This window comes from Tenacibaculum soleae (genome assembly GCF_001693415.1).
Lineage (GTDB): Bacteria > Bacteroidota > Bacteroidia > Flavobacteriales > Flavobacteriaceae > Polaribacter > Polaribacter soleae.
The window spans coordinates 222,516-235,604 of sequence record NZ_MAKX01000002.1 but is presented as its reverse complement, the minus strand read 5'-3'; the positions used below and the strand labels follow the sequence as shown (position 1 = coordinate 235,604).

Below are 13,089 nucleotides of genomic sequence, written 5' to 3'. Positions count from 1 at the left end.
ACTAACTACTAAACACTAATAACTTTTAAATCTTAAAAAGATTTAAAGAATGTATCCAAAAAAAGAACTTGCACAACTCGTTATTTCAGCCTGTAATCAATTTAATATTGATACAGTTGTAATATCGCCAGGATCAAGAAATGCACCGTTAACTATTGGGTTTTCAAATCATCCTGATATAAAAACGTTGAGTGTTGTTGATGAGCGATGTGCTGCTTTTTTTGCAATGGGAATTGCTCAACAAAAACGCAAACCTGTGGCAATTATTTGCTCGTCAGGTTCGGCATTGCTAAATTATTATCCTGCAATAGCAGAAGCTTTTTATAGTAATATCCCGTTGGTGGTAATTTCAGCAGATAGGCCAAAACATTTAATTGATATTGGCGACGGACAAACCATTCGTCAAGAAAATGTGTTTGAAAATCATATTTTGTTTTCTGCGAACTTGATAGAAGAAAAAAATAAATTAACAAATAACACCGATTTATTAAGGGAAGCTTTACATATAGCAATCACTAAAAAAGGACCGATACATATTAATGTTCCTTTTGATGAACCTTTGTATGAAACGGTTGATGATTTAAAAAAAATTAATTTTTCGAACGTCATTACGAACGAAGTGAAACAATCTGTTAACTATCAAAAACTATCTGAAATTTGGAATTCTTCAACTAAAAAAATGATTTTAGTAGGGAGTAATTTTCCAGATACTGAATTACAAAGCTTACTTGATGCGCTTACAAAAGATGAATCTGTATTGGTTTTAACCGAAACAACTTCTAATTTATACCATCCAAAATTTATTAATTCGATTGATAAGTTAATATTTCCGCTAACGGAAGATGATTTTTCAGAGTTACAGCCCGATGTTTTAATTACCTTGGGAGGGATGGTGATTTCAAAAAAAATAAAACAGTTTTTAAGAAAATACCAACCTAAAAATCATTGGCATATTGATGAATTAAAAGCAATGGATACTTACCATTGTTTATCGGAATTTGTACAAGAAAATCCAGTAGTATTTTTTAAACATTTAAACGATCATAAAGTTGTTGTAAAAAGTGATTATCAAAAAAAATGGTTAAGTAAAAAAACAGATAGAAATAAAAAGCATGAGGAATATTTACGTAATTGTGAATATTCTGATTTAAAAGTTTTTGAAAGTATTTTAAGTTTTACTCCTAATAATTCACAGATTCAAATAAGTAATAGTTCTACCATAAGATACTCTCAGTTATTCGATTTAGATAAAACATTACACGTGTTTTGTAATCGTGGTACCAGCGGAATTGATGGGAGTACTAGTACAGCAATTGGCGCTGCTTATGCTTATAAAAAACAAACTACCTTTGTAACCGGTGATTTGAGTTTTTTTTATGATAGTAACGCGTTATGGAATGCAAATATTCCGAATAACTTTAGAATTATTATTTTAAACAACGCAGGTGGCGGAATTTTTAGATTTATTCCTGGTCCTTTAAAAACAAATGCGACTGATTATTTTGAAACACCACATAGTTTAACTGCTGAACATTTGGCAAAAATGTATGATTTTAAATATGTAGCTGTTTCAAGTATTGAAGAATTAAATGTTGGATTGAACGATTTTTATTCAACATCAAGTCAACCAAAAATAATGGAGATTTTTACTCCAAAAGAAATAAATGATGTAGTTTTAAAGAACTATTTTAAAAACTTATAGAATGGAATTACAAGAAGGAGATCAGATAAACTTAAAAATAATTGAGCAAACACCATTAGGATACACTGTTTTGATTGATGATGAATTTGATGGTTTGTTATTTAACAGTGAAGTTTATCAAGATGTAGAAGAGGGGATGGAAACTTATGGCTATGTTAAAAATATAAGAGAAGACGGTAAAATTGATGTTACTTTACGACCTCAAGGTTTTAGAAATGTAATTGATACTGATACCGATGTGATTTTAAGAAAATTAGATGAAAAAGGTTTTTTGATGCTTACCGATAAAAGCTCGCCAGACGCAATTAAATTTCGTTTACAAATGAGTAAAAAAGCATTTAAAAGAGCTATTGGAAGCTTGTATAAAGATAAAAAAATATTGTTAAAAGAAGATAGAATAGAGTTGGTGAAGTAATTCTTAATAAAGTCAAATAAAAAAACCGCAATCTAATTAGGTTGCGGTTTTTTATTTGATATATAATACTATTGCTTTTCTTCTTCTTGATTATCTTCTTCGGGTAAATCCTCTATAATTTCTTCCTTTGGTTGGCTTTCTTTTAAATCTGTTACTCGTTTAATATTTTCATAAAAAGCGTTTGCATTTGGATTAGAAGGTTCCATTTTTCCATAAGCAGCTTTGTAATAAAACTCAGCTTTTTCGTAATCTTTTCCTTTTTCGTAATATTTACCTACATAAAAATCTCCTATGTGAGAGTTTGGGTATTTAATCATTACAAAATCACCTAAAACTCTAAGATAGTCACCATCTAGTTTGTCAATAACAATTCCTTCAATGGCAAAAATATCATCTAAACGAACATTTAAGTTAGAGCCGTATAAATACTGAATATCTAAATACTTTTTTTCTACATATTTAATAGCTTCTAAAGGATCTAAGTCTTTAATTTTTGAGTCAAATTCACTTTTAGTTATTTTAGCATATAAGTAAAACATTTTTTCAAAAGCTCTAGGAATTGTTTCACCAATAACAGATAAATGATTAGGAGCATTGGTAAATTTATCAAAAGTAAAGTGCATGTTTTCTGCATTAAAAGAAGATAAAAAAGTGCCTAATTGATTAAAGTAATTATTTTGTTTAGTGGTAATGAATTTTTTATTGTTACTCGCGTATAAAAAATAGGAGTTGTCAATAGAGGCAAGTCTGTTTAAAGAGTAAGATTCGATTCTACTTGCGCTAAATTGAGTAAGTTTTGGGGTAATACAAATCAATGAATTAAAAATAGGTTCAGCATCTTCTAAAAAATAGGTAATAAAATCAGCACCTTTCCCTTCTGCCGCAATAGTCATAAAAGGTGAAGTTCGGTAATTTACTTCCATGTGAGGAATTAACTCATTTTTTATAAATTTCTGGAATTTTTTAGCACTTTCAGTTAACGCATTGTTAGATGGGATAATACCAACATCATTGTTGTAAGTCGTTTCCATCTCTATCCCAACAACTATTTGCCTAGGTGCTTTGTCGGTATTGGCATATAATTTAGCATTTCCTACATACATATCAAAAAGATATTGATCACCTAAAACAATCGCTAAAGGATAATTTACCGTTTCGTCCTTGTCATAATTTTTAGGAACATAAATTTTTACAGCTCTACCTTTTGTAAATTCTTTAGAGCTAATGTTTTCAGGAATTATTTTTTGTGAAAAAAGACTTGTAGTTATTAATAAAGTAACTAAAAAATATAGTTGTTTCATAGGATTTGTATTATATCGTTCAAATATAAAAAAGAAAAACAAAGTTATTATGTTATTTTTGCGCTAACTTACTAACGATAATATTTTAAAATTATGATACAACCTCAATGGAAAGTTGCCAAAGAGTACGAAGATATTACTTATAAAAAGTCGCATAATGTAGCGAGAATAGCGTTTAACAGGCCAAATGTGCGTAATGCATTTCGTCCGCACACAACATCTGAATTGTTAGATGCTTTTCAAGATGCTCATGAAGATACAAATATCGGAGTTGTATTATTATCTGCCGAAGGACCATCAACAAAAGATGGAGTTTGGAGTTTTTGCTCTGGAGGAGATCAAAATGCAAGAGGGCATCAAGGTTATGTAGGTAAAGATGGTTATCATCGATTAAATATATTAGAAGTACAACGATTAATCAGATTTATGCCAAAAGCAGTAATTTGTGTGGTTCCAGGTTGGGCAGTTGGTGGCGGACATAGTTTGCATGTAACTTGTGATTTAACTTTGGCAAGTAAAGAGCATGCTATTTTTAAGCAAACCGATGCCGATGTAACATCATTTGATGCAGGGTACGGGTCGGCATATTTAGCAAAAATGGTTGGGCAGAAAAAAGCACGTGAAATTTTCTTTTTAGGAAGAAATTATTCGGCACAAGAAGCTTATGATATGGGAATGGTAAATGCAGTTGTGCCTCACGACGAATTAGAACAAACGGCTTTTGATTGGGCACAAGAAATTTTAGAAAAGTCACCAACATCAATAAAAATGTTAAAGTTTGCCATGAACTTAACAGATGATGGTATGGTGGGGCAGCAAGTATTTGCAGGTGAAGTAACACGTTTAGCTTATATGACTGATGAAGCAAAAGAAGGTCGTGATGCGTTTTTAGAAAAGCGCAAGCCAAACTTTCCAAAAACATGGATTCCATAGAGCGGAGTATTTAGTTTGTCAATTTGATAAAGTATTACGAGGCAGCCTTATAGTTATATTGCTTCATTTTATTTGCAATGACGCTCTAGCTTAAAAAATTAATATTGTTGTTACGAGAAAGTGTGGCAAAGTAATCTTATGGTTGGATTGCTTTATTTTATTCGAATAGATACCTCTATTTTAAATATGAAAATAATTTGTATTGGGCGCAATTACGCAAAGCATATTGAAGAATTAGCAAATGAAAAACCAGAAAACCCTGTTGTTTTTTTAAAACCAGATTCAGCAATTCTTCCTAAAAAAATGCCTTTTTTTATTCCTCCTTTTTCTGATGATATTCATTACGAGGTTGAGGTTTTGGTTAAAATAAATAAGGTAGGAAAACACATATCTCCAAAATTTGCTCCTAAATATTATGATGAAATAGGATTGGGAATTGATTTTACCGCACGCGATGTACAAGCAAAGTGTAAAGAAAAAGGATTGCCTTGGGAAAAAGCAAAAGCTTTTGACGGGAGTGCGGTTATTGGTGAGTTTTACCCGAAGGAAGCATTTAATTTAGAAAACATTTCTTTTCAGTTACATAAAAATGAAGAAATAGTTCAAGATGGAAAAACGGAATCTATGTTGTGGAAAATTGATGAGTTAATAAGTTACGTATCGCAATATTTTACCTTAAAAAAGGGAGATGTTATTTTTACAGGAACTCCAGCCGGAGTAGGAAAAGTGGCAGAAAACGATGTGTTAACAGGAATAATTGAAGGCAAACAGTCTTTTCAGATTAAAGTAAAGTAATTATAATCCCGCTTTTTGCGGGATTTTTTAATAAAAAATATGAAAGCAGAAATAATAACAATTGGAGACGAAATTCTTATTGGTCAAATAGTAGATACAAATTCACAATGGATTGGTCAAGAATTAAATAAAATTGGTGTTTCAGTATATCAAATAACTTCAATTCAAGATGAAAGACAACATATTTTAAATGCGTTAAAAGAAGCTGAAACTAGAGCCGATATTGTAATCTTAACTGGAGGTCTTGGGCCAACAAAAGATGATATTACTAAAAAAACAATTGCCGAATATTTTAATGATGATAAGGTTGTTGAATATCCAGAAGTGATTGAACATATAAAAGGTTTATTCAAAAAAATAAAACATCCGTTCAACGAAGTACAACGCTATCAAGCGGAATTACCCTCGAAAGCAACCCTGTTAATGAATCATTTTGGTACAGCGCCAGGAATGTGGTTTTATGAGAATAACACTATTTTTGTATCATTACCAGGAGTTCCTTATGAAATGAAAGGGTTAATTAGTAATACTGTTTTACCTAAAATTCAAAAAAAGTTTAAGCTGCCATTTATTTTACATAAAACAATTATGACAGTTGGTGTAGGTGAAACTATCATTGCAGAAAGAATTGAAGAATGGGAAAACAATTTGCCAACACATATTAAAATAGCTTATTTACCTTCTTTCGGTAAGGTTCGTTTGCGAGTTTCGGCAAAAGGGAATAATAAAGAATGTTTAGAAAAAGAGGTAGCCGACAAAATTTCATTATTACATGCTTTAATTTCAGATGTAATTGTTGGCTATGATGATGAAGCATCTATTGAAAAAAGCGTAACAACTTTATTAAAAAACAACAACAAAACATTAAGCGTAGCCGAAAGCTTAACAGGCGGTAAAATTGCAGCACAATTAGTGTCGGTACCAGGAGCTTCATCTTACTTTAAAGGTGGTTTTATTACGTATACAGCCGAATTGAAAATGCAATTACTTGGTGTGAAAAAAGAAGTGATTGAAAAATATACGGTTGTAAGTAAGCAGGTTGCTAAAGAAATGGCAGTAGGTTGCTTAGAAAAGTTAAAAACAGATTATGCAATTGCAGTAACAGGAAACGCAGGTCCCACCACCGATCATAACGATAAAAGTATTGGTTTGGTTTATATCGCTATCGCTAGCCAAAGTAATGTTGAAGTACATGAATTTAACTTTGGTCAACCTAGAGAAAAGGTAATAAACAGAACAGTTACAAAAGCATTTGAATTATTAAATGCAAGTCTTTTAAAAGTTAACAAAAGCTTATTGTCAGATTAATGTTGTTACTATGAAAGTGTTTGCACATAAGTTTTTAAAAAATTAATAATATAGGTTATTTTTATTAAAATAATTTGTAAATTTGCAAACTGTTACAATACCGATGGGTTAGATGCTTAACCTCAGTTAGAATAGATCAAAAATAATAAGAATTTAAATGAGTTTTTTTTGCGCAATAAATATAAATGCGTAAATTTGCACCTCGTTTAGAAATAATACTAAAAACTGTCAAGAAGATGTCTAGAGTTTGTGAACTTACAGGAAAAAAAGCAATGGTTGGGAACAATGTTTCTCACGCATTAAATAGAACTAAAAGAAAATTTAACGCTAATTTAATGACTAAGCGTTTTTATATACCTGAAGAGGATAAGTGGATTACCTTAAAAGTATCTGCTTCTGCGTTAAAAAATATTAATAAAAAAGGAATCTCTGCTGTGATTAAAGAAGCTAGAGTTAATGGTTTCTTAACGAAATAATTCCTTACTAGATAAAATTTTACAGAGATGGCAAAAAAAGGAAACAGAGTTCAGGTTATATTAGAATGTACTGAGCACAAAGCAACTGGAAAACCAGGAACTTCACGTTATATCACTACAAAGAACAAAAAAAATACTCCTGATAGAATGGAATTAAAGAAATTTAATCCAATCTTAAAGAAGATGACAGTTCATAAAGAAATTAAATAATTATAAAGTTTTTTAAACTTTAAAAAACCTATAAGACATGGCAAAGAAATCAGTAGCATCGTTACAAACAGGAGCAAAAAGATTAACTAAAGCAATTAAAATGGTAAAATCTCCAAAGACAGGAGCTTACACATTTGTTGAAGCTATTATGGATCCTTCAAAAGTAAACGATTTTATCGCGAAAAATTAATACTTTTTTCATAAAATAAATAAAAGCTACTTTCATAAGAGAGTAGCTTTTTTTTTGTGCTAAAAAACTGTATTTTTGGGCGTTACCCTTTGGGTCAGGCTTTCGGCAGTCGCTCTCTGCGAGGAGCTTCAACAAAAGCCTCAATCCTTAACGCGAGCGCAACAACTTAATGACAATTTGACTAAAATATAGCTTTGGTACAATTTTTAAGCTATTTTAAAAGCGATTATAAAATTTAAAAAATGAGTTTTTTTAAAAAAATATTCTCAACAGAGAAAAAAGAAACATTAGATAAAGGATTAGAAAAAACAAAAACAAGTTTTTTTTCAAAGTTATCTAAAGCCGTTGCAGGAAAAACAAAGGTAGATGATGATGTTTTAGATAATTTAGAAGAAATATTAGTATCATCAGATGTTGGCGTAGCTACTACACTTAAAATTATTGATAGGATTGAAGCAAGAGTAGCTAAAGACAAATATTTAGGAACCGAAGAATTAAATCAAATTCTTAGAGAAGAAATTGCAGGACTTTTATCTGAAACCAATACTGTAGATGCTTCTGATTTTACAATACCAGCAAACACAAAGCCATACGTATTAATGGTTGTGGGTGTAAACGGAGCAGGTAAAACCACTACGATAGGTAAATTAGCAGCACAATTTAAAAAGAAAGGCTTAAAAGTTGTTTTAGGAGCAGCTGATACTTTTAGAGCAGCAGCGATAGATCAATTACAAGTTTGGGCTGATAGGACAGGTGTTCCTATCATACGTCAAGAAATGGGTTCTGATCCAGCTTCTGTAGCGTTTGATACTGTTAAATCAGGTGTAAATCAAGATGCAGATGTTATCATTATTGATACCGCAGGTCGTTTACATAACAAGGTTAACTTAATGAACGAGTTAACGAAGATTAAGCGTGTAATGCAAAAAGTAGTACCAGATGCACCACATGATGTGTTATTAGTTTTAGACGGATCAACAGGACAAAATGCTTTTGAACAAGCAAAACAATTTACCAAAGCAACTGAAGTAACATCACTAGCGGTTACTAAATTAGACGGTACAGCAAAAGGTGGTGTGGTAATTGGTATTTCAGATCAGTTTCAAATACCTGTAAAATATATTGGAGTAGGTGAAGGTGTAGATGATTTGCAAGTATTTAATAAATATGAATTTGTAGATTCATTTTTTAAATAAGAGTTTTTATAAATTATAAACACCTTTCTTAAATGAAAGGTGTTTTTTTTATAATATAGATTACTAAAAGTAATTATTTTACGGAGTTGTTTCATTCCAGTAATAACTATCTGGATAAAAACGTTCACCAAAAATAGCAGTACCAACTCTAACAATTGTAGCACCTTCTTCAATAGCTATCTCTAAATCGCCACTCATTCCCATTGAAAGTTCGTTAATTTTTACATTTAAAATGTTTAGGTTATTAATGTCTAGTTGTAGTTGTTTTAAAATCTGAAAACATTTTCTTACTTCTGTTGATTTTGAACTTAGTAAACCAATAGTCATTAAGCCTTTAATATGAATGTTTTTGAGTTTAGAAATTTCTTTTACTAGATTAATTGCTTCATCTGGCGCAATACCAAATTTACTTTTTTCTAATGAGGTATTTACTTGTATGTAAATATCTATTTCCTTTTTTTCAAAAATTAATCGTTTTTCGAGTTTTTTTGCAATAGATATATTGTCTATTGATTCAATACAACTAGCCCATTTAATAACATCTTTAATTTTATTACTTTGTAAATGACCAATAAAATGTATTTCGGGCTTTAATTCATTAATGGCATTGTATTTCTGTTTTAACTCTTGTACTTTATTTTCACCCACAAGTATTTCCCCCTGTTGTAAAGCAAACTTGATGTGCTCAGAACTTACGGTTTTAGTAGCAAGTAATAAACGTACTTCTTCAGGTTTTCTATTTGCTTTTTCACAAGCTTGTTTTATTCTATTACGAATGATTTTTAAGTTTTTTATAATACTTTCCATTAGTTATGTAGTATTTGATGTTCATCGCAATCAATTCTTAATTCAATGTTTTTTAATGGTTTTTTCATTAAATTACAATAGTGATTATTCCCGTTTTTATTGTAATAATAACAAGTAAGACACATGCGTTGTGTAGAAATTACATCTTTTTGATTTAATTGATAAATAAATTCCATTAATTGTTTTAAAAAAACACCCTTTTCTATTTCTGTTAAAAAATCTATAGATTGGTTTAACACTGATGAAAAAGAAATCGTTTGTTTAACAATTTCTTTTCCTTTACTTGTTAATTCAACGGTAAAACTTCTTGAATCTTTTGGATTTACAACTTTGTTCAGTAATTCTTTTTTGAGTAAAATTTTAATTGAATCGCTAATAGTAGCCTTTGTTAAATCAAATTCATTTGCTAAAAAACTTACTTTTAAATTTTCTTTTTTATGATTACTGCAAAAAATTAATAGTTGTATTTGAATAGGACTTATTTTATATAATTTACTTTTTTCCCAAAGTAAAACCCGAAAAGCTTTCGAAATTCGTTCTAAACCATTTATTATTTTTTGATTAACATTATTGTTTTTCATATAAATGTTAGTTTATTTCTTTTGCTTCTTCGTTTTCAATTATCTTATTCTTAACAGCTCTAAAAGTTATATCTTTGGCTTCTGCATATGATATAGAGTAACAGCGTTCTAGTTTTCTAAACTCTTCTGGAAATTGAGTTAATAAAGCATCGTAATAATTATCTAATTCCTCATTATTGGGTGCTTCAAATTTTAGTTTTAATTGAAAACGTCTTAGCAATGCACTGTCAATAATACCAGAATGATTGGTTGCGGCTATTAATAAAGTGCTGTTTGGTAATTGATCAATAAGTTGAATAACAGTATTAACTATTCGTTTCATTTCACCAGAATCTTTGTTATCATAGTCGCGTGTTTTTCCTATATAATCAAACTCATCTAAAAATAAAACAGCTTCTTCTCGCGATGCTTTTTTAAAAATTTCGGTAATATTTTTAGCTGTTTCACCAAGGCGTGAAGAAATAATACCACCAAGATTTAACGTAAATATCTTTTTGTTTAATACTTGCGCAATAGCTTTAGCAGTAGTTGTCTTTCCGCAACCTGTATGACCAAATAAAAGGAGTTTATTATCTACGGGTAATTTATATTCATTTAAAATATTTACATACTTAAATTCTTTAAGTAGTTGTTTTAAAATTATCTGATTAGGTGCACTCAAATGAATGTTACTTAATTTAATAGTTGTTTCATTTTTTGAATTTAATATTAGATCATATAAAGCCATAGTGGTAATTGATTTAAAAATTCAAAGTTAGTAATCCTAATTAAAAAAGCCTAATACTTTTTTGACAGACGACTCAATAAATTATATACTTTATTAACAGTTTTCCATTTCAATAATATAATAACCATCTTTCCTAATTTTTTCTTCTATTTCACAAGTTACATTTTCTACATGGCAAAACTTACACTCTTTAGTTGTTAACTGTTTGTCAAATAGTTTTTTTGATGCCAGATATTTTTTTCCATAAGTAATAGCATCATTTGATGTTTTGCTTTTTTCTATTAATATATCGAAATGCATAATGCTGCTACTATTTTTTTTAACGTATGTATCGTAAACTGAAATTTTCATGTCTTTTTATTTAAATAAAGTAGTGAGTAAAATTAACTCACTACTTTATGTTTATTATTAACCTTTTACATCTGTTATAGATGCTCCAAAATTAAGATGTAATACATTTTTACTAGGAGTTAATAATGCCGGAACAGATTTTACTCCGGCTAATTCCGCCTCATTGATTCTTGATTTGTCTTCACCAATGTTAACAATTTCTACGTTATTTTTTCCAATTAATTCGATAATATCATGTTCTGCACTAATACATACACTACAACCTGCGTGATAAAAAATTGATTTACTCATCTGTTTTTTTTTAATGATTATTAAATGATTTATGTTATGAATTCATACTACAAATATAGTTAGTATTCCTAACTAAAAAAATAATTACCATATTTATTTAATTTGTGTTTTATCAAAAAAAGATCAGTTATTAAAATATAATAACAATAATTGTTTGTTTATTAGTAGTTTGATTGGTTGTTGTGTGTGGTGAAGTTTAAAATAAAAACACCATTTAGTATTATTTATTAAGTAATTTAAAAATAATAATATGATAAAAGAGTAAATAAAAGAACAGATAAAATGGTATTTAAATATGTTTTTAGTTAAGTGTAAATTTTATAATAGCGATAAATTTACAAGTAAAAAACAATAGGTAAGGTCTTTAATTAAACTGTATATTTGCAAACTAAATTTTTATAGCACAATGCGCACAAAATCACCAAAGCAGAACAAAATAAATGTAGTTACCTTAGGGTGTTCTAAAAATATTTACGATAGTGAAGTTTTAATGGGCCAGCTTAAAGCTAACGGAAAAGATGTTGTTCATGAAGATAAAAATGATGAAGGTAATATTGTTGTGATTAATACCTGTGGTTTTATAGGTAAAGCTAAAGAAGAAAGTATTGATACTATTTTGCATTATGCACAGCGTAAAGAAGCTGGAGAAATTGATAAAGTATTTGTATCAGGATGTTTGAGTGAACGTTATAAACCAGATTTAGAAGCTGAGATTAAAAATGTAGATCAATATTTTGGTACGCATGATTTACCTGAATTGTTAAAAGTTTTAGAAGCAGATTATAAGCATGAGTTAATTGGTGAGCGTTTAACAACAACACCAAAACATTATGCGTATTTAAAAATTGCTGAAGGCTGTGATCGCCCATGTTCTTTCTGTGCAATTCCTTTAATGAGAGGAAAACATAAATCAACACCAATTGAAGAAATTGTTATTGAAGCTACAAAATTAGCTGAAAAAGGAATTAAAGAATTGATGTTAATTGCACAAGATTTAACCTATTACGGATTAGATATTTATAAAAAACGTGCCTTAGCTGATTTATTAAAAGAATTAGTAAAGGTTGACGGTATTGAGTGGATTCGTTTGCATTATGCATTTCCTTCTGGTTTTCCGATGGATGTGTTAGATGTAATGAGAGATGAGCCTAAGGTTTGTAATTACTTAGATATTCCACTACAACATATCAATACCGAGATTTTAAAATCGATGAAGCGTGGTACCACTCACGAAAAAACAACAAGCTTAATTCATAAGTTTCGCGAGTATGTACCTAATATGGCGATTCGTACCACTTTAATTGTTGGGTATCCTGGTGAAACAGAAGAACAATTTGAAGAATTAAAAGCATGGGTTGAAGAAATGCGTTTTGAACGCTTAGGGGCTTTTGAATATTCACATGAAGAAAATACAGGTGCTTTTACTTTAGAAGATGATGTGCCTGCCGATGTAAAGTTTCGTAGAGTAAATGAAATTATGGAGGTGCAATCTCAAATTTCATGGGAACTAAATCAACAAAAAGTAGGAAAAACGTTCCGTTGTTTATTTGATAGAAAAGATGGAGAATATTTTTATGGTCGAACAGAGTTTGATTCACCAGATGTTGATAACGATGTAATTGTAGACGCAACTAAACACTATATAAAGCTAGGCGAATTTATTGATATAAAAATTAATGAAGCAGGCGATTTTGATTTGTATGGAGAACCGTTAACAAAAACTGAAAAGCCACTTAGTTTACATCAAAAAAGAAATAAATAAATTTAGAATCCTGTTTTTAACAGGATTTTTTTATTGCAAATAAA

At 29.7% G+C, this 13,089-nt stretch carries 16 protein-coding genes; 10 read left to right on the top strand and 6 right to left on the bottom strand.

Going from position 1 to position 13,089, the window contains the following annotated elements:
• Positions 1–49 precede the first annotated feature (49 nt).
• Both menD and BA195_RS08345 read left to right on the top strand, forming a co-directional pair.
• Complete coding sequence (gene menD / locus BA195_RS08350; protein WP_068704392.1) at positions 50–1,702, top strand: 2-succinyl-5-enolpyruvyl-6-hydroxy-3-cyclohexene-1-carboxylic-acid synthase; 1,653 nt, start codon at positions 50–52, stop codon at positions 1,700–1,702.
• Between the two features lies 1 nt (position 1,703).
• Complete coding sequence (locus BA195_RS08345) at positions 1,704–2,117, top strand: S1 RNA-binding domain-containing protein (RefSeq protein WP_068704390.1); 414 nt, start codon at positions 1,704–1,706, stop codon at positions 2,115–2,117.
• A 68-nt stretch (positions 2,118–2,185) separates the two neighbouring features.
• On the opposite strand, the gene BA195_RS08340 is transcribed toward BA195_RS08345, so the two are convergent.
• Positions 2,186–3,418 carry an alpha/beta hydrolase gene (locus BA195_RS08340; RefSeq protein ID WP_068704388.1) on the bottom strand — a complete coding sequence of 411 codons (1,233 nt, stop codon included), beginning with the start codon at positions 3,416–3,418 and terminating at the stop codon, positions 2,186–2,188.
• A 93-nt stretch (positions 3,419–3,511) separates the two neighbouring features.
• Between BA195_RS08340 and BA195_RS08335 the strand changes: the two genes are divergently transcribed.
• From BA195_RS08335 to ftsY, 7 genes are all read left to right on the top strand, one after another.
• The gene (locus BA195_RS08335) at positions 3,512–4,351 is read left to right on the top strand and encodes a 1,4-dihydroxy-2-naphthoyl-CoA synthase (RefSeq protein ID WP_068704386.1); all 840 of its coding nucleotides are present in this window, start codon (positions 3,512–3,514) and stop codon (positions 4,349–4,351) included.
• A 186-nt stretch (positions 4,352–4,537) separates the two neighbouring features.
• Positions 4,538–5,146, top strand: coding sequence for a fumarylacetoacetate hydrolase family protein (locus BA195_RS08330; protein ID WP_068704821.1), 609 nt, complete (start codon positions 4,538–4,540; stop codon positions 5,144–5,146).
• A 39-nt stretch (positions 5,147–5,185) separates the two neighbouring features.
• On the top strand, positions 5,186–6,454 hold the full coding sequence (locus tag BA195_RS08325; RefSeq protein ID WP_068704384.1) for a competence/damage-inducible protein A: 1,269 nt from the start codon (positions 5,186–5,188) through the stop codon (positions 6,452–6,454).
• A gap of 236 nt (positions 6,455–6,690) precedes the next feature.
• Complete coding sequence (gene rpmB, locus BA195_RS08320; protein ID WP_068704819.1) at positions 6,691–6,930, top strand: 50S ribosomal protein L28; 240 nt, start codon at positions 6,691–6,693, stop codon at positions 6,928–6,930.
• Between the two features lie 27 nt (positions 6,931–6,957).
• Positions 6,958–7,140 carry a 50S ribosomal protein L33 gene (gene rpmG / locus BA195_RS08315; RefSeq protein ID WP_029034962.1) on the top strand — a complete coding sequence of 61 codons (183 nt, stop codon included), beginning with the start codon at positions 6,958–6,960 and terminating at the stop codon, positions 7,138–7,140.
• A gap of 37 nt (positions 7,141–7,177) precedes the next feature.
• Entirely contained in the window at positions 7,178–7,330 is a 153-nt protein-coding gene (locus BA195_RS08310; protein ID WP_068704382.1) for a DUF4295 domain-containing protein, read from the top strand.
• 242 nt (positions 7,331–7,572) lie between these two features.
• Entirely contained in the window at positions 7,573–8,526 is a 954-nt protein-coding gene (gene ftsY / locus BA195_RS08305) for a signal recognition particle-docking protein FtsY (protein WP_068704380.1), read from the top strand.
• Positions 8,527–8,604: 78 nt separating this feature from the next.
• Here the strand turns inward: ftsY and BA195_RS08300 are convergent, their stop codons facing one another.
• The 5 genes from BA195_RS08300 to BA195_RS08280 all read right to left on the bottom strand — a co-directional run bounded on the left by BA195_RS08300 (position 8,605) and on the right by BA195_RS08280 (position 11,283).
• Positions 8,605–9,333: a YggS family pyridoxal phosphate-dependent enzyme gene (locus tag BA195_RS08300; protein WP_068704378.1), complete on the bottom strand. Its 729-nt coding sequence runs from the start codon at positions 9,331–9,333 to the stop codon at positions 8,605–8,607.
• Complete coding sequence (locus BA195_RS08295; RefSeq protein WP_068704376.1) at positions 9,333–9,914, bottom strand: MarR family winged helix-turn-helix transcriptional regulator; 582 nt, start codon at positions 9,912–9,914, stop codon at positions 9,333–9,335. The genes BA195_RS08300 and BA195_RS08295 overlap by 1 nt, the downstream gene beginning before the upstream one ends.
• 7 nt (positions 9,915–9,921) lie before the next feature.
• The gene (locus BA195_RS08290) at positions 9,922–10,641 is read right to left on the bottom strand and encodes an AAA family ATPase (protein WP_068704374.1); all 720 of its coding nucleotides are present in this window, start codon (positions 10,639–10,641) and stop codon (positions 9,922–9,924) included.
• 93 nt (positions 10,642–10,734) lie between these two features.
• Positions 10,735–10,992, bottom strand: coding sequence for a DUF2024 family protein (locus BA195_RS08285; protein ID WP_068704372.1), 258 nt, complete (start codon positions 10,990–10,992; stop codon positions 10,735–10,737).
• Between the two features lie 57 nt (positions 10,993–11,049).
• On the bottom strand, positions 11,050–11,283 hold the full coding sequence (locus tag BA195_RS08280) for a thioredoxin (protein WP_068704370.1): 234 nt from the start codon (positions 11,281–11,283) through the stop codon (positions 11,050–11,052).
• 406 nt (positions 11,284–11,689) lie between these two features.
• Here BA195_RS08280 and rimO point away from each other — a divergent pair, with 406 nt between their 5' ends.
• On the top strand, positions 11,690–13,045 hold the full coding sequence (gene rimO, locus BA195_RS08275; protein WP_068704369.1) for a 30S ribosomal protein S12 methylthiotransferase RimO: 1,356 nt from the start codon (positions 11,690–11,692) through the stop codon (positions 13,043–13,045).
• Positions 13,046–13,089: the final 44 nt, after the last annotated feature.